This is a genomic window from Rhizobium cerradonense, from assembly GCF_030182455.1.
In the GTDB taxonomy this organism is placed as follows: Bacteria; Pseudomonadota; Alphaproteobacteria; order Rhizobiales; family Rhizobiaceae; genus Rhizobium.
This window is the reverse complement of the sequence record NZ_JAQJCK010000001.1, coordinates 540,085-562,768: the sequence shown is the minus strand read 5'-3', so window position 1 is coordinate 562,768 and position 22,684 is coordinate 540,085. Positions and strand designations below refer to the sequence as shown.

Here is a 22,684-nt window from a genome sequence, read left to right as displayed (position 1 = left end):
CCGATCAGCTTTCCGCTGGAACCGGCTTCGGGGCCCCGGTCTCGTCCAGCGCCACCATGATGAATGTGCCGGCTATCACCTTCTCCAACTTGGCATAGCGAGAACGATGCGCCCATGCTTCGACGATGAGCGTGATCGAGGTACGGCCGACGCGTTCGATATCGGTGTAGACGCTCAACGTGTCGCCGATCTTCACGGGCAGCTCGAATGCCATTTCCTTGACGGCGGCAGTGACGACGCGACCGCGGGCCCGCTCGGCGGCGCGAATGCCGCTCGCCAAGTCCATCTGTGCCATGACCCAGCCGCCGAAGATGTCGCCGGCAGGATTGGCGTCGGCGGGCATGGCCAGCGTGCGCAGGGTCAATTCGCCTCTTGGTTTGACGCTGTCGTTCATTTACTCGCTCCAATCGATAAAGGCTTTGATTCCGGCGTTCAACCTACGCAATCGAATCTCGATGGGAAAGACGTCGTCTGTATTCGACAACAGCTCTGTCGATTGAAGAGGAGCTTTTTAGACATACTTCGCGCCTCTTCAGGCCATTCCGGATGTCCCACTTTCGTGGGGCGGTAAGCATTCATTCACCGTTTTTATTTAAGATTCGTAATAGTTGCCGACCGTGGCTGGGGCAGCAGGAGCGGATCTGGAGTATGGCGTATTTGTCCTTTCTGCGGCGGGCTGTCCTGCCGCTGCTCGTGTCGTCGGCGCTGGTCGCCTGCACGGCTGATAGCCTCATACCACCGTCGAGCATCGACAGCAGCGCCCGCGTCGGTTCGATCAAGCCCCATCGCAGCATGCCGCAGAGGCAGTTCACCTACCAGGGTGACCAAGCGCCCGTTAATTCCGCCTCGGCCAACTACGCCAACAGCTATAATCTCTCTGGCAGCCGGCAGAGCGCCGCGCCGATGCCTGCCTCTGCAGCCGCCAAACAAGGCCGCCTGCCGATGGCTGGTGCCAATGAGGCCGTAACGACCACAGATGTCCAGGAGGGCTTGGCGCAGCAGTCGGATGTGCCTTCTCAGGGCGTCAATATGGACGCGGAACTTGGTGTAGGGCCGAGCGAGGAAGCGCAGTCCGGACCGGTCGTCGGGCTGGCGCAGGAGGAAGGGCAGAACATTGCGGAGGGCGAAACCGATCAGCCCGTTGTCGACGGGATCGGCTCGGACACGCCGGTGCAGGCCAACCGCTCCATCATTCAACGCCCGGCCGCACAGGCTGAACTCAATCAGTCGCCGATCCGCCGCAAGATGCCGAATACACAGGTCGCCATGTTGCCACGCGTTGGCAATCCGATGCCGCGGATCGAACAGCAGGAGGAGGCGCCGCAATCGTCGCCTGGTGGCGCCATGCCTACCTCGGAAATTGCCTGCCGGCAGGAATTGCAGCGTATGGGGGTCGTCTACAACGACAAGCCGCCGATTAACGATGGTCCGGCCTGCCAGGTTCCTTATCCGGTTTCCCTGAGCGGGCTTTCCGGCAACATCGCTGTCAGGCCGGCGGTGACGCTGAACTGTCAGGTAACGCTTGCCTTCGCCAAATGGGTGAAGAACGAATTGGCGCCGGCGGCTCGCACGCGCTATTGGACGGGCGTCGGCACGATCGTGCCGCTCGGTGGCTATTCCTGCCGCCGGATGAACAATAGCCGGCAGCGCTACAATCCGATGTCGGAACATGCCCATGGCAATGCCATCGACGTCGGCACCTTCGTTTTGAAAAACGGCCACGTCATCGATGTGCGCAAAAAGGGGCTGTTCTCCTTCCGTGAAGGCCGGCTGCTGAAGGCAGTGCGCAGCGATAGCTGCAATTATTTCGACACAGTGCTTGGCCCGGGCAGCAACGCCGAGCACTGGAACCATTTCCACTTCGACCTCAGGGATCGCAGGGGCGGGCGTCGTTACTGCAGCCTGTGATGCCGAATTTGCCGAGCGCCAGCGGCGGCAATGTGTTGGCCGGGGAGTAGGTCGACATCACAAAATCAGCTATTCTGATAGTTGTCCGTCTATCCGTGGAGTGAACGCAATGGCTGAAAAGACGCCCGTCACGTCGCCGAAGGTGGCAAAGAAGGGAGCCAAACCGAGCAATGCAGCCCCGACCCTTCTTACGGGTGGCAACCCGCAGATCGCGAAGGGCGATGGCGACGCTCCCGTGCAAGCCTACATCGCGGCCATGCCGGGCTGGAAAAGCGACATCGGCCGCCGCCTTGACGCGCTCATCGTGCGCACGGTTCCCGAGGTCCGCAAGGCGGTCAAATGGAACTCGCCGCTCTATGGGATGGAAGGCGAAGGCTGGTTCCTGGGCATCCACTGCTTCACGAAGTACGTCAAGGTGGCCTTCTTTCGTGGTACGTCGCTGAAGCCAATCCCTTCTGGCGAGTCCAAAAGCAAGGACACGCGCTATCTCAATATCCATGAAGGTGATCCGCTCGACGAAGCTCAGCTTACCGCCTGGATAAAACAAGCCAGCCAATTGCCCGGCGAACGAATGTGAAGGCCAGTGCAGCGCAACTATAACCGTGAAGAAAGCGACACAAGCATGACCGAGAGTGAGCCGAAGGAAGGGCAGACAGAGGACTCTGCCTCTCATCTGATAGATGGGAGAATCAAGGAGCTGAACGATTGGCGGGGCCAGACGCTCGCCCGGATCCGAGCTCTCATCCAGCAGGCCGACCCTGAAGTGATCGAGGAGTGGAAGTGGCGAGGAGTTCCGGTCTGGTCGCATGCCGGGATCATCTGCACCGGCGAGACCTACAAGAATGTCGTGAAGATGACCTTCGCCAAGGGCGCCTCGTTGGAGGACCCCTCGGGCCTTTTCAACTCCAGCCTGGAAGGCAACACCAGGCGCGCCATCGATTTCCATAAGGGTGACAACATCGATGAAGAGGCATTGAAGGCACTCATTCGCGCCGCTGTGGCACTCAATACCGCTGCTCGCCCGGCCCGCTCTCAGAAGAAACCAAAGAGCGCGTAAGGAGCGTCGCGGGAATGAATGCAATGGATCATTGCGGAATCGTGTGAGCAAAAAGTTGCATTTACGCGCTTTCTTGTACTTCCCTATAACTGTGCCAGCCAAGGTGGGAGAGCTGTTCAATGGAAGAAGCCCCGAGAAGGAAGAGAGGGTTGGGGAAGGCCCTGGTTGCCGCTCTCGTTGCGATCGTTCTCGTCATCGGCGGGCGTTGGTACGCCTATGTTGCCTATGCCGATGATCCATTCGATGAGGTCGGCATCGGCCTCAACTCGATGATGCCGGGCGCGATCCGTGAAAAGGGTTGTGCGATGCTGAAGGCGCGCTTCGAAAACAAGACGCTGCCGCCGGCAGGCTGCGGCGTCAACGGCAACTGGTAGTTGGGGATCGATTGCCGGCAAAAGAAAAGCCGGCGCGGGGGCCGGCTGGAGTGGGGCACAGCAACGACAGGGGATCTTTGCTGGCCCCAGAAAAGAAACTTCATGTCGCAATGGCACTGCAATATGGATGTGAAGGCAATCAATCTGCAAATATCATCGGCGCCGACGCTGTCGCCAAGAGGCGTTGGGCGGAGTGCGACAGTCGTTGCTCACCTGGGGAAGATATGACCGAGGAAGGTCACGGTTTAATGACAGCCTGCGGTGTGGTTTCTTTCCCTCAGGCGAACACACTGTTTCATTTAGGCTGGGTGGTAAAAGCCGCTGACCAACTATATTAGCGGGCAAACGCCGCAAAACTAATCAGAAAAGCCGGACTTCGCCTCCATATGGCCCCGATCATTTCTATCCGTAATCTCACCAAAACCTATTCCAATGGGTTTCAGGCACTAAAGGGCATTGATCTCGACGTCGAGCAGGGCGAGATTCTGGCGCTGCTCGGGCCGAATGGCGCGGGCAAGACGACGATGATTTCCATCGTTTGCGGAATCACCAATCCGAGCGGGGGTACAGTGACCGTCGGCGGTCATGACGTCGTCAAGGAGTTTCGCGCCACGCGCACCATGATCGGGCTGGTGCCCCAGGAGCTGACGACCGATCAGTTCGAGACCGTGTGGAACACGGTCAGCTTTTCGCGCGGCCTGCACGGCAAGAAACCGAAGCCCGCGCATATCGAGCAGGTGCTGCGGGACCTGTCGCTCTGGGACAAGCGGGACAATATGCTCCGCCAGCTCTCCGGAGGCATGAAGCGGCGTGTCCTGATCGCCAAGGCGCTGTCGCACGAGCCGCAGATCCTCTTCCTGGACGAGCCGACGGCGGGCGTCGACGTGACGTTGCGGAAAGATATGTGGCATGTCGTTGAGCGGCTGCGGGCTTCCGGCGTCACCATCATCCTGACGACGCATTACATCGAAGAGGCCGAGGAAATCGCCGACCGCGTTGGTGTCATCAATGACGGCAAGCTGCTGCTGGTGGAGAAGAAGAAGGCGTTGATGGCCAAGCTCGGCCGCAAACAGCTCATCCTCGACCTGCTGCAGCCGCTGAACGCCGTTCCGCATTCTCTCGACGGCAATGGCCTGTCGCTGGGGCCGAATGGCACGACGTTGATCTACGATTATGACGCCGAGCACGAGCAGTCGAGCATCGCGGCCCTTTTGTCGCGTCTGGCCGCCGAGGGCATTCACTTCAAGGACCTGTCGACGCGGCAGAGCTCGCTCGAAGACATCTTCGTATCGCTGGTAGGAGAAAATAAATGAACTTCGAGGCGATCAAATCCATCTATGCGTTCGAGATGGCGCGTACGCGCCGCACGCTGCTGCAGAGCGTCGTCTCGCCGGTCATTTCCACCTCGCTTTATTTCATCGTCTTCGGCGCCGCCATCGGCTCGCGCATCCAACTGGTGGAAGGCGTTTCCTACGGCGCGTTCATCACGCCGGGCCTGATCATGCTGACGCTGCTTGGGCAGTGCATCAGTAACGGTTCCTTCGGCATCTATTTCCCGAAGTTTACTGGCACGATCTACGAGGTTCTTTCTGCACCCGTCGCCATGACGGAAATCGTTCTCGGCTATGTCGGCGCTGCCGCGACCAAGGGCATGCTGATCGGGCTGATCATCCTGCTGACGGCGAATTTCTTTGTGCATATCACCATCGAACATCCCTTCATGATGATCCTGTTCTTCGTGTTGACGGCGGTGACCTTCAGCCTGTTCGGCTTCATGATCGGCATCTGGGCGGGGAATTTCGAGCAGCTCAACCTCATTCCCATGCTGGTGGTGCCGCCGCTGACCTTCCTTGGTGGCAGCTTCTATTCCATCAACATGTTGCCGCCCTTCTGGCAGGCCGTCAGTCACCTCAATCCGGTCCTTTATCTTGTCAGCGGCTTCCGCTGGAGCTTCTATGGCATCGCCGACGTCAACCCGGCGCTGAGCCTCGCGATGATCACGCTTTTCCTCTTGATCTGCCTTGGGACCCTCGCGTGGATTTTCAAGACCGGATATCGGTTAAGGAACTGATTGGCTGGCACTTTCCCGCAAATACACCGGTTGCAATCGCTCTCCCTGCGGTTCATACATTCGATGTCCACGCCCCCCGGCCAAGCAAATTGCAAGCCATGGGGAAGCGCGGGTGAGATGACGATCAAGCCGCGCGTCTGGGCGACCGACCCGAGCCTTGTTGCAGGTGTTTCATGCCCACAGTTCCTCAGCCTCGTTCACTGTCCGATGTCCTGTCGCGCCTTGACCTGCTAACCAATTGGGAGCGCAAGCCTCGCGGAGAGATGCGTGTCGGCCTCGATCCGATGCTCGATCTCATGCAGCGGCTCGGCAATCCTCATCGAAGCTTCCGTGTCATCCATGTCGCCGGTACCAAGGGCAAGGGTTCCGTTTCTGCGCTGATCGAAGCGGCCTTGCTGCAGGCGGGGCTGGGGACCGGTCGTTATGGCTCGCCGCATGTCGATCGTGTGAATGAGCGGATCAGCGTTTCAGGCCAAGCGGTCGAAGACGAGGCGCTGGCAAGGGCATTGGAACAGACGCTGGACAGCTACGAGTCGGCAAAGCGGGAGGCGACGGCCGGCGAAGACGCCACCTGGTTCGACATGATAACGGCTGCTGCCTTTCTTGTATTCCAGCACGCCGGTCTCGACTGGGTGGTTGTGGAAGTCGGGCTTGGCGGCCGACTGGACTCCACGAATGTCGTCTTCGGCGAAGTTGCGGTCGTCACGAATATCGAGCTCGAACATACGGAAATCCTCGGCAGTACGCGCGAGGCGATCGCGGGCGAGAAGGTGGGTATATTGAAGTCCGGCGCAACTATCGCGACGACACTTCCGATCTCAGATGCTGCGGGCCGGGTTTTGCAGCAACGCGCAGATGAGCTCGGTTGTCGCGTATTGCGCACCGACTTTCCCGATGACGCCACGATAGCGGACAAGAATGCCGCGTTGGCTGGCTTGGTCCTCGACTATTTGGGACAGCATGGCGAACGTGCGCGCGAGGGTGCTCGAGCAGGCGTCGCGATCGGCGCATGGCTGCTTGACCAGGCGGTCAGGGATAGCGCGCATCTGCCGGGACGGATGGAGCGGCTTACCTTCGAACTGCCCGCAGCGCCAAATACGGCTCCGCGAATGGTGCCAATGGTGATGGACGGCGCGCATGTTCCGTTCAATATCGAGGCCGTTTTGCGGGATATCAGCCGCGACCGCGAGTTCGACAGCGGGTGTATCGCCATTGTTGCACTGGCGTCCGACAAGGATGCGCTCGGGTTCCTGACGGTGCTGTCTCACTACGCTGTCCATACGCTTTTTACGGAAGCGGCTGGCTCCGGCCGGTTTTATCCGGCCGATGAGCTGCAAGCGTTGGGATCATCCATGGGAATGGCCTGTGAAGCCGAACCTGATGTGCAAAAGGCGTTGGACCGTGCCACGGCGATGGCGTCGCAGAACAATGGCTGGGTTTTGGTGACCGGGTCGCTCTATCTCGTCGGAGCGCTGCGAAGCGCCGTGTTGAAAGGTGGCTGATCGAGGATGGATATCAATATTCGATCGGCTCTTCCCGACGATGCGGCGGCCATGGCCAATCTGCATGTTACCGTCTGGCGCGAAACCTATCGAACGCTGGCGTCTCCCGAAGCTTTTCGCAGCCTCGACGAAGCCCATCGGCAAGCCAGATGGGCGGCGACATTGGAGAAGCCCGGTCGTGATCAATTGGTGCTTCTTGCGGAGCAGGGCGATCGGTTGGTCGGCATCGGCTCGGTCGGTGCGCCATCGCAGCCCGTCTTCGAAGGGCGAGGGGAAATACGATCTCTCTACGTCGATCCCTCGCTCAAACGCCAGGGTCTCGGCCGTCGCCTGATGCGGGAACTGGCGTGCCATCTTGCCGATCTCCACTATCCCGGCGCTGCCCTCGGCGTTGTTGTCGGCAACGATCCGGCAATCGCATTTTACCGGTCGCTGGGCGGACGGATATCAGGCCGTTACGTCGATCCCGGCCCGGTTTGGCGATCGGCCAACATCATCTTCGTTTGGGACGATTTGTCGTTGTTGATGTAAAGCCTTCAATCCCGCAGCCGCAGCTCATCCGTCTGCATCTGCATCGAGCCCAGCGTTTCCAGAAAGCTCATGCCGAGCAGGCTCTGGTCGAGTTTGTCATCTTCGGCGACAGTCGCTTGGACATCGCGGCGCAGGATCGGGCCGATGGCGACGGAGCCGAGTTCGACGGGAGCGGCCCTGGCCCTGCCGTTGGCGGTGATGACCGTCATGGAATAGGTGAGGTTTTCCGGATTGATGCCGACGCGCTCGGCGTCTTTTTGCGACAAAGCGATGGTGCTGGCGCCGGTATCGACGAGCATGTCGATAGGCTGGCCGTTGATCATCACCTGTGCCTCGAAATGGCCGTTCAGCAGCTTGTGGAGAATGACTTCCTGGCCACCTTCGCTTGTCGTGACGACGACGGCGTGTCCGGGCACAAGGCCGGCCATCAACCGGTCGCCAACCTGCTGGGCATCGCGGCGGTAAATGTAGCCAGTCGCCAGCGCCATGATGATGACTAGCCAGATCAGCAGATTGCGCAATGATTGGCTCGCCGTATGGCGGCTCGCCCAAATGCCTGCCGCCATGACCAGTGCGAGCGGCACCAGATAGACGATGCCGGCAAAGTCGTCATTGTCGATTCCGAAGGTCGTGCCGCTGCTATTGTTGAAGACGAGGAGCGCGAGACCTATGCCGATAATGGCGAGGGCGACGTTCAGGCGGTTCATACTGCGCCGCGCTCCCGCGCCAGCCGCTGGCGACGGGTTTCGCGACGCGGCTTGCGTTCGACGGTGGCGAGGCGCTCCGGCAGGACCTGCATGATCTCGCGTCGCTCATCGTCACTGTAGGTCGTCCATGCGCCGATTTCTTCGCGCGTGCGTCCGCAGCCGAAGCAATAGCCGGTATTCATATCAATGGAGCAGACAAGAATGCAGGGTGTTAGCATAAGGGCATATATATCGATGCTTCAAACGCACATGGCAAGGGTACAGAGGGCGGCGATCTCGCAAATCTGCTGCGTCGCACCGATGGTGTCGCCGGTGTGACCGGAAAGCCTTTGGCGTACGCGGCGGGTGAGGAGAAATGCCGCGGCTGCGGTGACAAAGAGGTACAGGATAAAGGCGGGAAGCCTGAGGCCAGGCCAGAGCAGAAGAGCCGAAAGCACCAGCGCGGTGATGAGCGCTATTTGCATTGCGCTGTAATCCGGTTTGCCGGCCGCAGCGGCAACGCCGTCCTGCTTCGCGGGGGGCAGGATATACCAGTGCCAGACCATGGCGCCGCGGCTGAGCGCGGCGGAAGCCGGCAGAGCGAGGGCTGCGGCAAAGGGCGTAAGGCCACGGGCGATGGCGGCAAGCGCTGCGGCGCGTAGTCCGAAAGAGAGGATCAGCGCTACAGCGCCGTAGGTGCCGATGCGGCTATCCTTCATGATCGCGAGCGCCTTGTCGCGATCCTTGCCGCCGCCAAGGCCATCTGCCATGTCGCTCAGACCATCCTCATGCAGAGCGCCCGTCGTCATCGTCTGGATTGCAAGTGCCAGCAGCGCCGCCACCAATGGGTCGGCGTGGAAGGCAAGCAGCACGCCGAAGACGATTGCGGCGGGCAGGGCAATCAGCAGGCCGGCGAGGGGAAAGGTGCGCGAGACGCGGGCAAGCTTGCCGTCATAGCTCTCAAAGAAGGACGGCGGCATGGGAATGCGGCTCAAGAAAGCGACGGCGCGCGCGGTGTCGCCTGTGTATTCCCGAATATTCATCCTCTCCCCGATATTCCTGCGACAGCATCGGGCGTTTTTGGAGTTGTTCGCGCCTGTGCCGAAGACTAATAGAGTCGCACGCAAAGAACCTGATTTGAGACCAAAAGACAAGGAACGGCATTCATGAGCGTTACCGGCCTGCCATTCGACGATTTCCGCACGCTGCTGCGCGACCTTCCCGGTCCGGATTCCCGAGCGCTTGTCGCCGCTCGCGAGCGTGACGCCCAGCTCACCAAGCCGCCGGGCGCTCTCGGCCGTCTGGAAGAGATCGCCTTCTGGCTCGCCGCCTGGACGGGCCGTCAGCCGGCCGTCAACCGGCCGCTCGTGGCGATCTTTGCCGGCAATCACGGCGTCACCAAGCAGGGCATCACGCCATTTCCGCCGGCCGTGACGCAGCAGATGGTGGAGAATTTCGCCGCCGGCGGCGCTGCGATCAACCAGATTTGTGTGGCCTACGATCTCGGCCTGAAGGTTTTCGATCTGGCATTGGATTTCCCGACCGCCGACATCACCGAAGAGCCGGCTCTCAGCGAACGCGATTGCGCCGCAACCATGGCCTTCGGCATGGAAGCCATTGCCGGCGGGACGGATCTGCTCTGCGTTGGCGAAATGGGTATCGGCAACACGACGATCGCGGCTGCCATCCACTATGCGCTCTATGGCGGCACGGCGGCGGAGTGGGTTGGACCCGGCACAGGTTCGGAAGGCGAGATGCTGCAGCGCAAGATCGCTGCCGTCGAAAAGGCTGTGGCGCTGCATCGCGACCATCTTTCGGATCCGCTGGAAGTGCTGCGCCGCCTCGGCGGCCGTGAGATCGCGGCCATGGCCGGCGCCATCCTCGCCGCCCGTATGGAGCGCATCCCTGTGATTATCGATGGCTATGTCGCAACTGCCGCCGCTTCGATCCTCAAGGCTGCCAACCCCTCCGCTCTCGATCATTGTCTGATCGGTCACGTCTCGGCTGAGCCGGGGCATCTCAAGGCGATCGATAAGCTCGGCAAGACGCCGCTGCTGGCGCTCGGCATGCGGCTCGGCGAAGGCACGGGTGCAGCGCTCGCTGCTGGCATCGTCAAGGCCGCCGCTGCCTGCCATTCCGGCATGGCGACCTTCGAGAGCGCCGGCGTCGCTAACAAGCATTGACGGATAAAACGGCGGAGCGCCGCGATTAAGCGCTCCGCCTTCAAAATTCCGACCGACTTTCGACCTATGTCATAAAACTGTAATGATTTCTTTGGCCGACGCGGTTGTCGGCTTGCCTTGGGAATAGCGAAACGGTATTCGCAAGGCTGCTAATTTTGCGGTTAAGACGTTGCAAGCGGGGCAGGAATGGCCGAGTTTTCGAAATCAGCGGTAACCAAGGAAACGGGGATCCGGCATTTCTTTGCCGCCGCCGGTTATTCCTGGGGTGGCTTTCAACGCCTGCTGCAAGAATCGGCCTTCCGGCAAGAGCTGTTGTTCGCAGCCGCCGGATTGATCCTGCTCGTCGTCGTCGGGGCAACCCTTGCGGAAATCATGATTGCCGTCGTGCTGTTTCTCGGCGTTTTCGCCGTAGAGGCGATGAATACGGCGGTCGAGGAAGTCATTGACCGGATTTCGCCCGAGATTTCCAACGTCGGCAAGCATGCCAAGGATCTCGGCTCCTTCGCTGTCCTCTGCATGCTGGTCGCTTCCGGCCTTTATCTCCTTTACACGATCGCCAGCCATCTGTTTTTCCGCTGAAGCACCGTCTGGCCTAAGCGTCAGGCAAAGCTCTTCTTGCGACGCTCGACCAAAGGCGCGTCCTCGATAGCCGGCAGGCTTTGCAGCACGCGTTTGGCCGGCAGGATGGCGATGACTTCCGTACCCTCGCGCAACTTGGACTTCAAGATGAACTGGCCGTCGTGCTTGGCGAGGATCGCCTGAACGATCGGCAGGCCGAGGCCGGTACCCTGCTCGGCACTCTTGATGGCAATCGAGCCCTGGCCGAAGGCGGAAAGAACGACCGGTATCTCCTCTTCGGGAATGCCCGGACCATTGTCCTTGATCGCCACGTATTGCCCACCGCCGGCGGTCCAACCAACCTTGACAGTGATCTCTCCGCCTTGCGGCGTGAATTTTACCGCATTCGAGAGAAGATTGAGGATCACCTGGCGCATGGATTTCTCATCGGCCCAGACCGAAGGAAGCTGTGGCTCGAACTGCGACGAAATGGAGATGTTCTTGCCACGTGCGCGCAACTGCACCATGCCGATGCAATCCTCCGACACATCCAGCAGCGAGATTGCTTCCTCGCTCAGCTCATACTTGCCGGCCTCGATGCGGGATAGATCGAGGATCTCGTTGATCAGGTTGAGGAGGTGTTGCCCGGAGCGGTGGATGTCGGTGGTGTATTCGCGATAGGTGGCGTTGTTCAGCGGCCCCATGACCTCCGCCGACATGACCTCGGAGAAGCCGAGGATGGCGTTGAGCGGCGTTCTGAGCTCATGCGACATCGAGGCCAGGAAGCGCGACTTGGCGAGGTTCGCCTCTTCGGCACGCCGTCGCGCTTCATCCGACATGGATTTTGCGACTTCCAGCTCGGCGATCAGATCGTCCTTTTCCGACTGGAACGAAAGAATCTTCAGATTTGATTGAAACATGCGGTTGGTAATGAAGGTGAAGAAGGCGACCGCCACGGCAACGGTTGCGGTCAAGGCAATATCGACCGGATTGCGCGTCAGCGCCGCTTTGACGGCAAGTGCGACGATTGCCGGCGCGAAGGAGAAGGGTACGGCGCGCGGCAGCATGAAATTCGCCATCGCCGTGACGCAGATCCCCACCAGCAGCGTCGCGCCTTTATAAAGCGCGAAGCCGTCGCCGTCGCAGGTCGTGCAGCTCTGCATCGCGAAGTATGCCCAGCAAAAGCCGATGAGGAGTTGACCGAGCAACAGCATTTGGCGCCATTTTCTGGCGCTTTCGGCGGTCATTTCGCGTTTTTTTGCGCGGCGGCCGAGCAGCATGTTGAGGGCATGTGCCGACAGGGTGGGGATCGCCCAGATGAAGATTTGCGCGCCGCCGGCGAGATAGACGCCGAGCGCTGCGACGATGATGACGAAGATCGGCATAACCGAGGCGCCCTGCAAGAGGCTGTCGACATGCATCATCATGGCTTCGCGGTCGAAGCTGCGGTTGTGGCCAGATTGCAGGCGCTCGCGCGTCTGCCGCACCGTCTTCGACACAGCCCGGTTACGGTGACTGCGCGAACGGTCGACGATGATCTTATCTGTCGATGTGCTGACGCCGGTGCTCATAGATACGTTGAATTTTGGCCTGCCGAGGGCTACAGACTAGCGGCCAAACCTTAAGAAGATGCTGCTCAGAAATGATTTGTTTGCCATCTTTGCCAAGGGTTTGTTCTTTAAGGAGGCAAAAGCGTGACGCGGCCTAGCCGTCTTTTTCGTGACGGCGTGACCACATTCGCGCTGCTGGCACTGCTTGGTTTGCTGGCGTTGAAGATGAACAATCGCCCGGAACTCATTCAAACTGGAAACTTTTATGTCGTTGACGGCGATACGCTCGCCCGAAACGGTGATCGTTTGCGCCTGCTTGGTATCGATGCGCCGGAGTATCGGCAGCAATGTCAGCGCGCTCACGTGGATTGGGCCTGCGGCGAAGAGGCGCGCAAGGTTCTTGATAAATTTATGAAGACGGGTCGGGCGGAATGTCGGGGAAGCGAACATGACCGTTACGGTCGGCTGCTGGTGACCTGCAAAGCGGACGGCGTTGACATTAATGGCGCGATGGTGCGCAGCGGCATGGCGGTCTCTTATGGCGGCTATGCGAGCGAAGAGGCGGCCGCGCGTCAGGCGAAGGCAGGGCTTTGGGCGGGTGATTTCGAGCGACCGCGCGACTATCGGCGCGACGAGCATATGGCTCGCAGTGATGATCCGCTGGCCGGGCTCGGCGATTATTTGCGACAGTTTGTCGGATGGGATCGCTGATGGCGTGGAAGGAAGAGTTGCAGGCGCTGGGCAAGGCCATTGCCGCCTGCCGTATCTGCCGGGACGCGCCGCTGCGTGGGGAGGCGGACCGATTGCCGCATGAGCCGCGGCCGGTTGCCGTGTTATCGGCGACGGCGCGTATCCTGATTGCCGGGCAGGCGCCGGGGCTGCGTGTGCATGAGAGCGGCTTGCCGTTCAACGATGCCTCCGGCGACCGCCTGCGGCAATGGTTGGGTGTCAACCGCGATAGTTTCTACAATCCAGATCATTTCGCCATCGTGCCGATGGGGTTCTGCTTTCCCGGCTACGATGCCGCCGGCAGCGATTTGCCGCCGCGCCGGGAATGCGCGCCGCTCTGGCGGCAAAAGACCATCGACGCGATGCCGCAAATCGAGCTTGTCCTTACCGTCGGCCAATATGCTCAGGCGTGGCATCTCGGGCCGGCGCGTATGGCATCGATGACGGAAACCGTTTCGCAATGGCGGCGTTATCTCCTTACCAATCAGTCGCCCGCCGTCTTGCCGTTACCGCATCCGAGCTGGCGCAACAGCGGCTGGCTGAAGCGCAATCCCTGGTTCGAGATGGAGCTGCTGCCCGTGTTGCGAGAACGTGTGAAAATCCTTGTTTCGTGAAACAAGTTTCTTTTCCTCCGGCAAAAATGCGCTATAGAGAGAATATAATTCGAAAGGGCACTCGAAATGGACCGTCTTGACCGCAAAATCCTGCGCCTGCTGCAGGAGGATTCCACTCTGGCCGTGGCCGATCTCGCCAAAAAGGTCGGACTGTCGACGACACCATGCTGGCGCCGCATCCAGAAGATGGAAGAGGATGGCGTCATTCGCCGTCGTGTCGCCCTGCTCGACCCTGAGAAGGTCAACACCAAGGTCACCGTTTTCGTCTCGATCCGCACCAATAGTCACTCGATCGAATGGCTGAAGCGCTTCTCCGAAGTGATCGCCGATTTCCCGGAAGTGGTTGAATTCTATCGCATGAGCGGCGATGTCGATTATCTGCTGCGCGTCGTCGTGCCGGATATCGCCGCTTATGACGCCTTCTACAAGCGCATGATCGCCAAGATCGAAATCCGCGACGTCTCCTCGGCCTTTGCAATGGAGCAGATCAAGTATTCGACGGAGCTACCGCTGGATTACATGATCCTGGAAAACGCGAAATCGAGCGACGATTAATCGACAAGCGATATGTTTGGGCAACGCCCGCTGCGTGAACTTCGCAGTAAGGGCGTTGCGTCTTTGTCAGCGCGCCATCATTGGCCGTAAGTGGCGGTGATGGAAGCGGAGGCGAGGGCGTTTGCCTGCGTCATATAGCCGACGAGCGCCCCGCTGGCATTGCTGTCGAGGCCGAGCTTATCGACTTTCAACGCGGTTACGGTCAGCTTGTAACGATGCGCCGGGCCTGGAGGCGGGCAGGCGCCGCCGAAACCAGAGGTGCCGAAGTCGGTTCTTCCCTGGATGGCTCCGGAAGGCAGACCGGTTCCCCCAGTCGATCCCGCACCCGATGGCAGCGACTTGGCGGATGCGGGGATATCAAATACGGTCCAATGCCACCAGCCGGAGCCTGTGGGCGCATCCGGATCATAGAGCGTTACCACGAAGCTCTTGGTTCCCTCCGGTGCATCTTTCCAGCTTAGCGCGGGAGATACGTTTCCGCCCTTGCAGCCGAATACGTTGGCCACCTGTTCGATCTTGAGCGTGCCGCTGTCCTTCATGTCGGGGCTGGCGAGTTCAAAGGCTGAGGCTTGGCCCGATGCCAGCAACGTGGCAGCCAGGGCCGCGGCGATAGAATATTTCATGACAATCTCCGTTAGAGCGACGCTGTCCGCAGCGTCGACGGCGGGAGATTGTCATTCTGCGGCGATGAGCGCTGCGCTGTTTCGATCAGTCTTTGCGCCGTTTCGATCAACTTCACGCTGATGGCCGCGAATTTCGCTTGGCGCGAAATCGAACCGCGTCCGAAAGCGTGCGGTGAAGCGGGAGGCCGAGTCGTAGCCGACATCCAGAGCGATTTGCGTCACGGACTTCTCGGTCGTTTGCAAAAGGGTGAGTGCAGTCGTCATCCGGATATCAGCCAAAAGCTCAGAAAAGCTCGTTTCCGCCGCTGCCAACTTGCGCCGCAAACTGGCCTCGCTCATGCCGATAGTTTTCGCCAGCTCCGGAGCGCGCCAGGGGTAGGCCGGATCGGAATTGATGATCCGGCGCAGGCGTTCGATCGGGCCAGGGTTCGTGATCGGCGCAAACCGGTGGCCGAGCGCGCCGAGCCACAACAGGATTTCGTTGACACGAGATGCTGCGATGCTGTCCGGCAGGAGAGGGCCGCTTCGGATCGCCTCGATTGCCTTGCCATAAGCTTCTTCGAAAGCCGGCTGCATGCCGGTGAGAACCTGGATCTCCTGCACCGGCCTGGCATCGCCGACTGCGAAATCAGCGATCAAATTTGGCGCGAACTGCAGGGCGAGCGCCTGATAGCCGCCAGAGCCATCGGGCTCGTTGATGATATCGGAGGTGGCGCCTTCGGGGATCAGTACGAGATCGCCGGCGCAAGCCTTCATGTCGGCGACCCGATCGAGAATGATCTTCTGACCTTTTTGAACGAGCACCACGCCCGGAGCAGGCGACGCAAGGCGCTTGCAGAGCAGGCGCGTGCTTTGGATGATACATGCCGTCATTCCGGCTCCGTCGCGTCGGACGATATCGCGTTGGGGAAAGGCGGAATAATTATCCGAAATTTGAAACACCAGGCCTCCGCAACTCTTTTCACCGGCTTGTTCTTGTCAGCCGGCAGCAAAATGCCGCTAAACGTAGCGAAGGTTGCCGGTTTGTGAAACTGCCTTCGATCATCGTTTGCAGGAAGCAGGCGCCGCCTCGTTTGGCGAGCCGGCGGCGTCCCTCATCGAGCTGGACTAGGACGGATTATTTCCGCTCCAGTCGCGCCAACAGCGACGACGTGTCCCAGCGGTTGCCGCCCATGGCCTGGACGTCGCCGTAGAACTGATCGACCAAGGCGGTCAGCGGCAGCTTTGCCTTGTTGCGGCGGGCTTCCGACAATACGATGTCCAGATCCTTGCGCATCCAGTCGACGGCAAAGCCGAAGTCGTATTTTCCGACATTCATGGTCTTGTGGCGGTTTTCCATCTGCCAGGAACCGGCCGCACCCTTGGAGATGACTTCCACCACCTTTTCGATGTCAAGGCCGGCCTGGTTGCCGAAATGGATGCCTTCGGCCAAGCCCTGGACCACACCGGCGATGCAGATCTGGTTGATCATCTTGGTGAGCTGGCCTGCGCCGACGGCACCCATCAGGCCGACCATGCGGGCATAGGCATCGATCACGGGCTTTGCTTTTTCGAACACTGCCTCGTCACCGCCGCACATGACGGTCAGCACACCGTTTTCCGCGCCCGCCTGGCCACCGGAGACGGGAGCGTCGATAAAGTCCACGCCTTTTTCCTTGGCTGCGGCATAAAGTTCTCGGGCGACTTCGGCGCTTGCCGTCGTGTTGTCGATCAGGACTGCGCCCGCCTTCATGCCGGCGAGCACGCCGTCATGGCCGATCGTCACCGCGCGCAGGTCGTCGTCATTGCCGACGCAGGTGAAGACGAAATCGGCGCCTTCGGCCGCAGCGGCGGGGGTTGGGGCGAACTTGCCGTCGAATTGTTTGGCCCAGGCTTCGGCCTTGGCGACGGTGCGGTTATAGACGGTGACGTCATGACCGCCCTTGACCTTCAAATGCCCTGCCATGGGATAGCCCATGACGCCCATGCCGATGAAAGCGACCTTTGCCATTCGCGAGACTCCTTCCAAGAATTTGCCTGAAGGCTTAGCGGAAAGGCGAGGGGGACGAAAGACCGATTTGTCGGCGAGTGGTAGCGGCCGAGCTCGAAAGCCAGTTGTTGGCGACGATCCTGGCTGGCTCGCGCGGGCTAGTTCGGCCTGCTTTCGTCGCCTTCGACATAGAGCCGAAGGTTGTCGAAGCCGATTTCGGTGCCCATCAACCGGGAACCATTGTCGCCATAGCCGTCGAGAAAAACCATTTGCTCGGTAAAGAGCATCGTGGTGCCGCTAGGCTCCGGCGCGAAGGTGACGGTTGCCAGCGATACCGAGATGCGCTTGTCAGCGAGCATCATGTCGAAGGCATAGATGATGCGTTCGTTCGGCACGATATCGATGTAGCGAGCCTGATAGGCGTGTACCACGCCATCCGTCGAGGCGACGCGGTTGCTCTCGCTGCCGCCAGGACGAAAGTCGAGCTGAAATTCCAGCGGCGTCCAATCCCCGTGGCAGGCGAACCATTGGCGCTTGTTTTCGGCCACCGCCCAGGCGCCGAAGACGCGCTGCAGCGGCGCCTTGAAATGACGCTCTATGGTCAGCGTCGTATGTTCCGTCGTTCTCTCGGTCATTTCACCGCCGTCTCCTCGGAATTGTCGGCCAGAAACTGATCGAGCCGGTCGAAGGTCCTGTTCCACCCCGCCCTACGCTCGGCGATCCAGCGTTCGACCTGCTCCAGCGCTTCTTTCCGTAGCTGGTAAGTCCGCACCCGGCCGATCTTTTCCGAGCGCACCAGACCGCTGGTTTCCAAAACATGCAGATGTTTCATCACGGTCGGCAGTGCCATGGCGAACGGCTGGGCCAGTTCCATCACCGAGGCGGGACCGCGGCCGAGGCGGTCGATCATGCCGCGGCGGCTTTGGTCCGACAGGGCCTGGAACATTCGGTCGAGCGCTATGGAATCCTCAACCATCCGATCGTTCCGGGCGGAAACGGGCGGGCAGCTTCTGGCTATAGGGATAGAAATGGAAGTAGGGCATCGCCTCTTCGAGCACGCGTGCAAAGGACGGACGATCGAGCAGGCGTTGATAATATTGCTGCAGCCGGACTTGCTGTTCTCCAAAGGGCACGAGCGTTTCGGCGTAGAACAATGCCGGGGCGGCGGCGCAATCCGCCATCGTCAGGGCGTCACCGGCGATCCAGAGCTTTTCGCCCAGTTGCTGCTCGATCATGCCGTAGGCGGTGCGCAACAATGCCTGCGCCTGCGCGACGGCTTTGGGGTTGCGCTCATCTTCCGGACGGCGAATGTCAGCAACGATCGCCTGCATCGGTTCCTGAACGTAGAGATCGAAGAAGCGATCCCAGAGGCGGACGCAGAGCGCATCCGTCGGATCGAGCGGCAACAGCGGCGTCGCGCCGGGATAATGCCGGTCGAGATATTCGATGATGATGCTGGTTTCGGGAACGGTGCTATCGAGCGCCTCGTCGCGCAGGACAGGGAATTTGCCGATCGGCCAGAGGCGCAGCAGCGATGCGCGGGACTCTTCATTGCCGAGATCGATGACCCGGCTTTCGAAGGGCGTACCGTTCTCATAAAGCGCCATCAGGACCTTATGGCAGAAGGAGGCGAGGGGATGCTGATAAAGGATGAGAGACATACAGCGACCTTTCCTACATCGAGGCGATGCCAAAACTTACCTAAATGGCTAAGTAACAGATCGTGCCAGCGAATGCAATGAATAGTTACCCAATTGGGTAACTATTCGGATTGGCTGCAGGAGAAATCAGATCACGACGCAAGGCGCGCGATAACCAGATGGCCCGGGGTCGGATGACCCTCTTCCATGCGGACATTGATGTCGGTGATTTCGATCAGCTCGAAGCCGGTCGCGGTCAGGCGTTCGCGCACGTAGCTTTCCGAATGGGCGAAACGCTGGTGCGGACCGACCATGTAGGCGCGGCCTGCCATAGCGCTGTCGGGCAGGGTTTCCGAGGAGAAGATGAAGAGGCCGCCCGGCGTCATGTTTTCAGCGGCGCCGAAGAACAACGGCTCCAGCGCGCCGAGATAGGGCAGCACATCGGTGGCGGTGATCAGGTCGAACGGCTCTTCGTCATTATCGTCGAGGAAATCCTCAACCTCGGCGACGAACAGCGTTTCATACAGATCCTTCTCATGGGCGACTTCGACCATGTTTTCGGAAATATCGATACCCGTAATGTCCTCGGCGATGTCTCGCAGCGTACCGCCGGTCAGGCCCGTGCCGCAGCCGAGATCAAGCATGCGCTTGAAGGGGCCGAGACCAAGTGCCTGCAGCCGCTGACGCACGAGAACCGGAACATGATAGCCGAGCTGCTCGACAAGCACGTCTTCGAAAACTTCAGCATGCTGATCGAACAGGGTTTCGACATAGGCGTCCGGCGCCTTAACCGGCGTTTCGCCGCGGCCCATCGAGGCGATGCGCACGGCTGCGCCGCCATGATCCTCGGGATCGATCGCCAGCACATCCTCATAGGCCTTGACCGCGGCGTCGATATCGCCGGCTTTTTCGAGCGCAAGGGCGCGGTTGTAGGCGTCCGCCAGCGCGTCTTCGTCTATCTTTTTCTTTGCCATGAGCGATCAGTCCTTCATTCGTCAAGGAGGCATTAAGGCGCTTGAATGGCTTTTGCAATGGCTGCGTTGAAGGAGCAAAATATTCGTCTGCGGCAGCGGCGGGCCATAAGGCCGTTGCGCAAAAAAAGAGAAATGGAGGAAAAAACCATGGCCACCGAGCTCACCACGTCGCATCTCATCAACAGCGCTACGGATCGGAAGCCGCCGCCTATGCCTTCGACGACGGGGGAGATCACCAACACGTTGACCCATTACTACCGCGGCGAGCTCGCGCGGATGACCAGTTGGCGCGATCGCATCGACCGGACGTCAAACTGGGCGATCACCGTCGTTGCGGCGTTGCTTTCCGTATCGCTGTCGACGCCGACGTCGCATCATGGCGTGTTGCTGTTTGGTATGATGCTGATCACCTTGCTGCTGATGATCGAGGCGCGGCGCTATCGCTTCTTCGACGTCTATCGGGCGCGGGTGCGGCAATTGGAACGCAGCTATTTTGCGCAGATCTTGGCGCCCGAAGCCAATCTCAATCCCGATTGGGCGGTGTCGATTGCCAAAAGCCTGCGCGCACCGCGTTTTCTGCTCAATTATTCCGAAGCGATGCAGCGACGCCTGCGGCGGAATTATTGCTGGATGTATGTGATCCTGCTGCTGGCCTGGGTTTTGAAGATCTCGACGCCGAAACTGCAAGCGAATGGTGCGCCGCAAGAACTGGCGCATTCGTGGAGCTATATTGCCGACAATGCAACGCTCGGACCGATCCCCGGTTGGCCGGTGATCGCAATCGTGGCCGTGTTCTATGCCGTCATTCTCTATAGCGCATTACGTCGCGGGCCGGATGACGGCGATTTCACCCATGGCGAAGCGCATGTCTGATCGTTTGGCAAAGCCAGACTAAAGCATGTCGCGCAAAAGTGCGCAGCGGTTTTGCGATAACGACACGCGCAAAATCAAGGGCCTAAAACGCAAGGAGCGAATCCCAGAGATCGCGATGCGTTTTAGTGCAGGATGAACTCTCCCTTCACTGCCCGCCACTCGGTCGCCGAGATCAGCCGACGGTGAACATAGCGCACCGAATGTAACGGCCCGTCGAGCTTCTCCTGCCAGAATTTCAGGAAGCCGCGCATCTCCGGGAAATTCGGGGCGAGATCATAGTCCTGCCAGATGTAGGTCTGCAGAAATTGCGGATGATCGGGCAGGCGATAGAGGATCTGCGCCGTAGTGAGCCCATAGCCTTGCAACTGCTTTTGCATGTCATTGTGCATGAGGTCTCTCTTTCTGTTCCCATTGTTCTTCGTGACGCGGATGTCACAGGAAAATGGAAACACCTCATGGTAAACCCAAGCTTTACAAAAGTGTTGCAAAAAAGAAATTTCTTCTCGAAAATCAATATGATAGCAGCCTCTATAGGTGAGTGCTGCCAAGGTGCAGGCGGCAGGCGCAAGGAGACGCCTGCCATGGCAAGGGTCAACGCTTCAGATGGCGCGTCAGGTAGCCCTCGATCCAAGCCCAGCGGTTACGCATCAGCTCGACGATGGAAAGATAGAAGATCGCTGCCCAGAGATAGGTCTGGTAGTCGTAGGTCTGCGAGAAGGCATAGCGCGTCTCACCCATCAGATCGTAGACGGTGATGATCGATACGGTCGCCGAGCTCTTGATCAGGAGAATGATCTCGTTGCCGTAAGGCCGCAGCGCCACGATCAACGCTTGCGGCAAGATGATCTTGTAGAAGGTGACGAGCTTATGAAGGCCGAGCGAGGCCGCAGCCTCGCTTTGGCCGTGATGGACGCTCTGGATGGCGCCGCGGACAATCTCGGTCTGATAGGCCGCCGTGTTTAGCGTCATGGCAAACAGACCGCAATTGAAGGGATCGCGGAAGAACCACCAGAGACCGATGCTGTCAATGAAGCCGCGCGCCTGCGGAAAGCCGTAGTAGACCATGAAGATCTGCGCCAGCAGCGGCGTGCCGCGGAAGAGATAGACATAGCCATAGGTCAGGCTCTTCAAAATCCGGTTCTTCGACATTCTCGCAAAGGCGAGCGGAACGGAGAGTATCCCGCCAAGGATGAAGGAAAGCCCGACCAGCTTCACCGTGATCCAGAGGCCGTGCAGAAAGCGTGGACCGAACTTGAAGAATTTTGCGTTGTCCCAATTGGTGATCATCATCGTGATCAGCGCGATGCCTAGCAGCGCCCAGAGGGCCAGGAAGAAATAACCGGCAATGCGGGCCTTGGAGAGGCGCTTCATCGTCTCCGGTGGTGCCGGCTGCGCGGGGATCAAGACTTCTGCATAGCTCATCGGCGAAACTCCGCGCGTTTGGCCCAACGGTCGAGGTAAGACAACCCGGCCGAGGAGATGACGGCGAGCGTCAAATAGAGTCCGCAGGCAACCAAATAGAAGAAGAATGGTTCCTTGGTCGCGCGCACGGCAAGGCCCGTTTGGCGGATGATGTCAGCGAGTCCGATGACGGAAACGTAGGATGTATCCTTCAGCAAGTTCATCCAGAGGTTCCCAAGATTGGGAAGCGAGATGCGGATCAATTGCGGCAGGATGATCAGACGCATGGTGCGGGCCCGGTGAAAGCCAAGAGCGTCGCCCGCTTCATACTGGCCCTTGGGAATCGCCCTGAAGGCCGACAGCAAAACTTCCGAGCAATAGGCGGAAAAAACGATCGACAGGGCGACCATGCCGGCGACGAAGGCGTTGATCTCGACCTGTCCGGTGTAGCCCACGTAAGCGAGGGCCGTTTGCAGCAGAATCTGTATGCCGTAATAGATGATGAACAGCGTCAGGAGCTCCGGCAGGCCGCGAAAGATGGTGGTGAACACGCCGGCTGCCAGCCGCAGCGACTTTTCTTCGGATTGCTGTGCCAGCGCCACCAGAAAGCCGACGACCAAGCCGAGCGGCAATGTCAGGACGGCTACTGTTATCGTGACTTTGAGGCCGCCGGCAATCTCGTCGCCCCAGCCGGTGTCTCCACAGGCAATAGAGGTGTTCTGGAAGAACACGGTGAAGAGCCCGACGGGGCCGCACAGCGGATCGAAAGCGTTATCTATCCAGGCCCACAAGGAACCAAACGCGGAAAACAATCCGCCCATACCGTATTTCCCCTCGCAGCTTTTGCCGCGTTTCTCTTATTCTTATATTATATGTCAAACAAAAA

29 protein-coding genes are annotated in these 22,684 nt (G+C 59.6%); 14 read left to right on the top strand and 15 right to left on the bottom strand.

The window, feature by feature from the left end; all coding sequences use genetic code 11:
* Nucleotides 1-4: 4 nt before the first annotated feature.
* Entirely contained in the window at nucleotides 5-394 is a 390-nt protein-coding gene (locus PH547_RS02745; RefSeq protein WP_104823336.1) for an acyl-CoA thioesterase, read from the bottom strand.
* A gap of 254 nt (nucleotides 395-648) precedes the next feature.
* Between PH547_RS02745 and PH547_RS02740 the strand changes: the two genes are divergently transcribed.
* The 8 genes from PH547_RS02740 to PH547_RS02705 all read left to right on the top strand — a co-directional run bounded on the left by PH547_RS02740 (nucleotide 649) and on the right by PH547_RS02705 (nucleotide 7,443).
* Nucleotides 649-1,908, top strand: a complete 1,260-nt coding sequence (locus tag PH547_RS02740; RefSeq protein ID WP_104823335.1) for an extensin-like domain-containing protein — start codon at nucleotides 649-651, stop codon at nucleotides 1,906-1,908.
* Between the two features lie 109 nt (nucleotides 1,909-2,017).
* Nucleotides 2,018-2,485: a DUF1801 domain-containing protein gene (locus PH547_RS02735; protein WP_104823334.1), complete on the top strand. Its 468-nt coding sequence runs from the start codon at nucleotides 2,018-2,020 to the stop codon at nucleotides 2,483-2,485.
* Between the two features lie 45 nt (nucleotides 2,486-2,530).
* Complete coding sequence (locus PH547_RS02730; RefSeq protein ID WP_104823333.1) at nucleotides 2,531-2,965, top strand: DUF1801 domain-containing protein; 435 nt, start codon at nucleotides 2,531-2,533, stop codon at nucleotides 2,963-2,965.
* Between the two features lie 149 nt (nucleotides 2,966-3,114).
* Nucleotides 3,115-3,339: a hypothetical protein gene (locus PH547_RS02725; protein WP_445944994.1), complete on the top strand. Its 225-nt coding sequence runs from the start codon at nucleotides 3,115-3,117 to the stop codon at nucleotides 3,337-3,339.
* Between the two features lie 386 nt (nucleotides 3,340-3,725).
* Entirely contained in the window at nucleotides 3,726-4,652 is a 927-nt protein-coding gene (locus tag PH547_RS02720; RefSeq protein ID WP_104823331.1) for an ABC transporter ATP-binding protein, read from the top strand.
* A complete protein-coding gene (locus PH547_RS02715; RefSeq protein ID WP_283050704.1) occupies nucleotides 4,649-5,410 on the top strand; it encodes an ABC transporter permease in 762 nt (253 codons plus the stop codon). The genes PH547_RS02720 and PH547_RS02715 overlap by 4 nt, the downstream gene beginning before the upstream one ends.
* Nucleotides 5,411-5,583: 173 nt before the next feature.
* Entirely contained in the window at nucleotides 5,584-6,912 is a 1,329-nt protein-coding gene (locus PH547_RS02710) for a bifunctional folylpolyglutamate synthase/dihydrofolate synthase (protein WP_285167340.1), read from the top strand.
* Between the two features lie 6 nt (nucleotides 6,913-6,918).
* Nucleotides 6,919-7,443, top strand: coding sequence for a GNAT family N-acetyltransferase (locus tag PH547_RS02705; protein ID WP_285167339.1), 525 nt, complete (start codon nucleotides 6,919-6,921; stop codon nucleotides 7,441-7,443).
* A 5-nt stretch (nucleotides 7,444-7,448) separates the two neighbouring features.
* Here the strand turns inward: PH547_RS02705 and PH547_RS02700 are convergent, their stop codons facing one another.
* From PH547_RS02700 to PH547_RS02690, 3 genes are read right to left on the bottom strand one after another with little or no spacing between them, the layout of a single operon-like run.
* Nucleotides 7,449-8,150 carry a TIGR02281 family clan AA aspartic protease gene (locus PH547_RS02700; protein ID WP_283050698.1) on the bottom strand — a complete coding sequence of 234 codons (702 nt, stop codon included), beginning with the start codon at nucleotides 8,148-8,150 and terminating at the stop codon, nucleotides 7,449-7,451.
* Nucleotides 8,147-8,368 (bottom strand): DUF1289 domain-containing protein, encoded by a 222-nt coding sequence (locus PH547_RS02695; protein ID WP_285167338.1) that lies wholly within the window; start codon nucleotides 8,366-8,368, stop codon nucleotides 8,147-8,149. The genes PH547_RS02700 and PH547_RS02695 overlap by 4 nt, the downstream gene beginning before the upstream one ends.
* A 21-nt stretch (nucleotides 8,369-8,389) precedes the next feature.
* Nucleotides 8,390-9,172, bottom strand: coding sequence for an adenosylcobinamide-GDP ribazoletransferase (locus PH547_RS02690; RefSeq protein WP_285167337.1), 783 nt, complete (start codon nucleotides 9,170-9,172; stop codon nucleotides 8,390-8,392).
* Between the two features lie 123 nt (nucleotides 9,173-9,295).
* On the opposite strand from PH547_RS02690, the gene cobT reads away from it, so the two are divergent.
* Nucleotides 9,296-10,312, top strand: coding sequence for a nicotinate-nucleotide--dimethylbenzimidazole phosphoribosyltransferase (gene cobT, locus PH547_RS02685; protein WP_104823324.1), 1,017 nt, complete (start codon nucleotides 9,296-9,298; stop codon nucleotides 10,310-10,312).
* Nucleotides 10,313-10,498: 186 nt separating this feature from the next.
* Complete coding sequence (locus PH547_RS02680) at nucleotides 10,499-10,891, top strand: diacylglycerol kinase (RefSeq protein ID WP_104823323.1); 393 nt, start codon at nucleotides 10,499-10,501, stop codon at nucleotides 10,889-10,891.
* Nucleotides 10,892-10,911: 20 nt separating this feature from the next.
* Here the strand turns inward: PH547_RS02680 and PH547_RS02675 are convergent, their stop codons facing one another.
* Nucleotides 10,912-12,441, bottom strand: coding sequence for a sensor histidine kinase (locus tag PH547_RS02675; RefSeq protein WP_285167336.1), 1,530 nt, complete (start codon nucleotides 12,439-12,441; stop codon nucleotides 10,912-10,914).
* A gap of 123 nt (nucleotides 12,442-12,564) precedes the next feature.
* On the opposite strand from PH547_RS02675, the gene PH547_RS02670 reads away from it, so the two are divergent.
* The 3 genes from PH547_RS02670 to PH547_RS02660 all read left to right on the top strand — a co-directional run bounded on the left by PH547_RS02670 (nucleotide 12,565) and on the right by PH547_RS02660 (nucleotide 14,318).
* A complete protein-coding gene (locus PH547_RS02670; protein WP_285167335.1) occupies nucleotides 12,565-13,131 on the top strand; it encodes a thermonuclease family protein in 567 nt (188 codons plus the stop codon).
* Nucleotides 13,131-13,763, top strand: coding sequence for a uracil-DNA glycosylase family protein (locus PH547_RS02665; RefSeq protein WP_285167334.1), 633 nt, complete (start codon nucleotides 13,131-13,133; stop codon nucleotides 13,761-13,763). The genes PH547_RS02670 and PH547_RS02665 overlap by 1 nt, the downstream gene beginning before the upstream one ends.
* A gap of 66 nt (nucleotides 13,764-13,829) precedes the next feature.
* Complete coding sequence (locus PH547_RS02660; protein WP_104823319.1) at nucleotides 13,830-14,318, top strand: Lrp/AsnC family transcriptional regulator; 489 nt, start codon at nucleotides 13,830-13,832, stop codon at nucleotides 14,316-14,318.
* A 77-nt stretch (nucleotides 14,319-14,395) separates the two neighbouring features.
* Here PH547_RS02660 and PH547_RS02655 read toward each other — a convergent pair whose 3' ends face one another.
* The 7 genes from PH547_RS02655 to PH547_RS02625 all read right to left on the bottom strand — a co-directional run bounded on the left by PH547_RS02655 (nucleotide 14,396) and on the right by PH547_RS02625 (nucleotide 19,524).
* On the bottom strand, nucleotides 14,396-14,941 hold the full coding sequence (locus PH547_RS02655) for a YbhB/YbcL family Raf kinase inhibitor-like protein (protein ID WP_104823318.1): 546 nt from the start codon (nucleotides 14,939-14,941) through the stop codon (nucleotides 14,396-14,398).
* A 51-nt stretch (nucleotides 14,942-14,992) separates the two neighbouring features.
* Nucleotides 14,993-15,814 carry a helix-turn-helix transcriptional regulator gene (locus PH547_RS02650; protein WP_158704457.1) on the bottom strand — a complete coding sequence of 274 codons (822 nt, stop codon included), beginning with the start codon at nucleotides 15,812-15,814 and terminating at the stop codon, nucleotides 14,993-14,995.
* 244 nt (nucleotides 15,815-16,058) lie between these two features.
* Nucleotides 16,059-16,931, bottom strand: coding sequence for an NAD(P)-dependent oxidoreductase (locus tag PH547_RS02645; protein WP_260303882.1), 873 nt, complete (start codon nucleotides 16,929-16,931; stop codon nucleotides 16,059-16,061).
* A 137-nt stretch (nucleotides 16,932-17,068) separates the two neighbouring features.
* Nucleotides 17,069-17,545, bottom strand: coding sequence for an SRPBCC family protein (locus PH547_RS02640; protein ID WP_104823315.1), 477 nt, complete (start codon nucleotides 17,543-17,545; stop codon nucleotides 17,069-17,071).
* On the bottom strand, nucleotides 17,542-17,886 hold the full coding sequence (locus tag PH547_RS02635; RefSeq protein WP_104823314.1) for an ArsR/SmtB family transcription factor: 345 nt from the start codon (nucleotides 17,884-17,886) through the stop codon (nucleotides 17,542-17,544). Before PH547_RS02635 ends, PH547_RS02640 begins: the two co-directional genes overlap by 4 nt.
* Nucleotides 17,879-18,571, bottom strand: coding sequence for a glutathione S-transferase family protein (locus tag PH547_RS02630; protein WP_104823313.1), 693 nt, complete (start codon nucleotides 18,569-18,571; stop codon nucleotides 17,879-17,881). The genes PH547_RS02635 and PH547_RS02630 overlap by 8 nt, the downstream gene beginning before the upstream one ends.
* A gap of 131 nt (nucleotides 18,572-18,702) precedes the next feature.
* Nucleotides 18,703-19,524, bottom strand: coding sequence for a class I SAM-dependent methyltransferase (locus tag PH547_RS02625; RefSeq protein ID WP_104823312.1), 822 nt, complete (start codon nucleotides 19,522-19,524; stop codon nucleotides 18,703-18,705).
* A 147-nt stretch (nucleotides 19,525-19,671) separates the two neighbouring features.
* Here PH547_RS02625 and PH547_RS02620 point away from each other — a divergent pair, with 147 nt between their 5' ends.
* Nucleotides 19,672-20,397 carry a DUF2270 domain-containing protein gene (locus PH547_RS02620; protein WP_104825118.1) on the top strand — a complete coding sequence of 242 codons (726 nt, stop codon included), beginning with the start codon at nucleotides 19,672-19,674 and terminating at the stop codon, nucleotides 20,395-20,397.
* A 122-nt stretch (nucleotides 20,398-20,519) separates the two neighbouring features.
* Here the strand turns inward: PH547_RS02620 and PH547_RS02615 are convergent, their stop codons facing one another.
* The 3 genes from PH547_RS02615 to PH547_RS02605 form a co-directional block, all read right to left on the bottom strand.
* Nucleotides 20,520-20,786: an usg protein gene (locus PH547_RS02615; RefSeq protein ID WP_104823311.1), complete on the bottom strand. Its 267-nt coding sequence runs from the start codon at nucleotides 20,784-20,786 to the stop codon at nucleotides 20,520-20,522.
* A 202-nt stretch (nucleotides 20,787-20,988) separates the two neighbouring features.
* Nucleotides 20,989-21,819 carry an ABC transporter permease gene (locus PH547_RS02610; RefSeq protein WP_104823310.1) on the bottom strand — a complete coding sequence of 277 codons (831 nt, stop codon included), beginning with the start codon at nucleotides 21,817-21,819 and terminating at the stop codon, nucleotides 20,989-20,991.
* On the bottom strand, nucleotides 21,816-22,619 hold the full coding sequence (locus tag PH547_RS02605; protein WP_104823309.1) for an ABC transporter permease: 804 nt from the start codon (nucleotides 22,617-22,619) through the stop codon (nucleotides 21,816-21,818). Before PH547_RS02605 ends, PH547_RS02610 begins: the two co-directional genes overlap by 4 nt.
* Nucleotides 22,620-22,684: the final 65 nt, after the last annotated feature.

Bases quoted from the DNA above. Each gene is read 5' to 3' on its own strand.
- PH547_RS02745 (WP_104823336.1), bottom strand. From the start codon at position 394: ATGAACGACAGCGTCAAACCAAGAGGCGAATTGACCCTGCGCACGCTG.
- PH547_RS02740 (WP_104823335.1), top strand. From the start codon at position 649: ATGGCGTATTTGTCCTTTCTGCGGCGGGCTGTCCTGCCGCTGCTCGTG.
- PH547_RS02735 (WP_104823334.1), top strand. From the start codon at position 2,018: ATGGCTGAAAAGACGCCCGTCACGTCGCCGAAGGTGGCAAAGAAGGGA.
- PH547_RS02730 (WP_104823333.1), top strand. From the start codon at position 2,531: ATGACCGAGAGTGAGCCGAAGGAAGGGCAGACAGAGGACTCTGCCTCT.
- PH547_RS02720 (WP_104823331.1), top strand. From the start codon at position 3,726: ATGGCCCCGATCATTTCTATCCGTAATCTCACCAAAACCTATTCCAAT.
- PH547_RS02715 (WP_283050704.1), top strand. From the start codon at position 4,649: ATGAACTTCGAGGCGATCAAATCCATCTATGCGTTCGAGATGGCGCGT.
- PH547_RS02710 (WP_285167340.1), top strand. From the start codon at position 5,584: ATGCCCACAGTTCCTCAGCCTCGTTCACTGTCCGATGTCCTGTCGCGC.
- PH547_RS02705 (WP_285167339.1), top strand. From the start codon at position 6,919: ATGGATATCAATATTCGATCGGCTCTTCCCGACGATGCGGCGGCCATG.
- PH547_RS02700 (WP_283050698.1), bottom strand. From the start codon at position 8,150: ATGAACCGCCTGAACGTCGCCCTCGCCATTATCGGCATAGGTCTCGCG.
- PH547_RS02695 (WP_285167338.1), bottom strand. From the start codon at position 8,368: ATGCTAACACCCTGCATTCTTGTCTGCTCCATTGATATGAATACCGGC.
- PH547_RS02690 (WP_285167337.1), bottom strand. From the start codon at position 9,172: ATGAATATTCGGGAATACACAGGCGACACCGCGCGCGCCGTCGCTTTC.
- cobT (WP_104823324.1), top strand. From the start codon at position 9,296: ATGAGCGTTACCGGCCTGCCATTCGACGATTTCCGCACGCTGCTGCGC.
- PH547_RS02680 (WP_104823323.1), top strand. From the start codon at position 10,499: ATGGCCGAGTTTTCGAAATCAGCGGTAACCAAGGAAACGGGGATCCGG.
- PH547_RS02675 (WP_285167336.1), bottom strand. From the start codon at position 12,441: ATGAGCACCGGCGTCAGCACATCGACAGATAAGATCATCGTCGACCGT.
- PH547_RS02665 (WP_285167334.1), top strand. From the start codon at position 13,131: ATGGCGTGGAAGGAAGAGTTGCAGGCGCTGGGCAAGGCCATTGCCGCC.
- PH547_RS02660 (WP_104823319.1), top strand. From the start codon at position 13,830: ATGGACCGTCTTGACCGCAAAATCCTGCGCCTGCTGCAGGAGGATTCC.
- PH547_RS02655 (WP_104823318.1), bottom strand. From the start codon at position 14,941: ATGAAATATTCTATCGCCGCGGCCCTGGCTGCCACGTTGCTGGCATCG.
- PH547_RS02650 (WP_158704457.1), bottom strand. From the start codon at position 15,814: ATGACGGCATGTATCATCCAAAGCACGCGCCTGCTCTGCAAGCGCCTT.
- PH547_RS02645 (WP_260303882.1), bottom strand. From the start codon at position 16,931: ATGGCAAAGGTCGCTTTCATCGGCATGGGCGTCATGGGCTATCCCATG.
- PH547_RS02640 (WP_104823315.1), bottom strand. From the start codon at position 17,545: ATGACCGAGAGAACGACGGAACATACGACGCTGACCATAGAGCGTCAT.
- PH547_RS02635 (WP_104823314.1), bottom strand. From the start codon at position 17,886: ATGGTTGAGGATTCCATAGCGCTCGACCGAATGTTCCAGGCCCTGTCG.
- PH547_RS02630 (WP_104823313.1), bottom strand. From the start codon at position 18,571: ATGTCTCTCATCCTTTATCAGCATCCCCTCGCCTCCTTCTGCCATAAG.
- PH547_RS02625 (WP_104823312.1), bottom strand. From the start codon at position 19,524: ATGGCAAAGAAAAAGATAGACGAAGACGCGCTGGCGGACGCCTACAAC.
- PH547_RS02620 (WP_104825118.1), top strand. From the start codon at position 19,672: ATGGCCACCGAGCTCACCACGTCGCATCTCATCAACAGCGCTACGGAT.
- PH547_RS02615 (WP_104823311.1), bottom strand. From the start codon at position 20,786: ATGCACAATGACATGCAAAAGCAGTTGCAAGGCTATGGGCTCACTACG.
- PH547_RS02610 (WP_104823310.1), bottom strand. From the start codon at position 21,819: ATGAGCTATGCAGAAGTCTTGATCCCCGCGCAGCCGGCACCACCGGAG.
- PH547_RS02605 (WP_104823309.1), bottom strand. From the start codon at position 22,619: ATGGGCGGATTGTTTTCCGCGTTTGGTTCCTTGTGGGCCTGGATAGAT.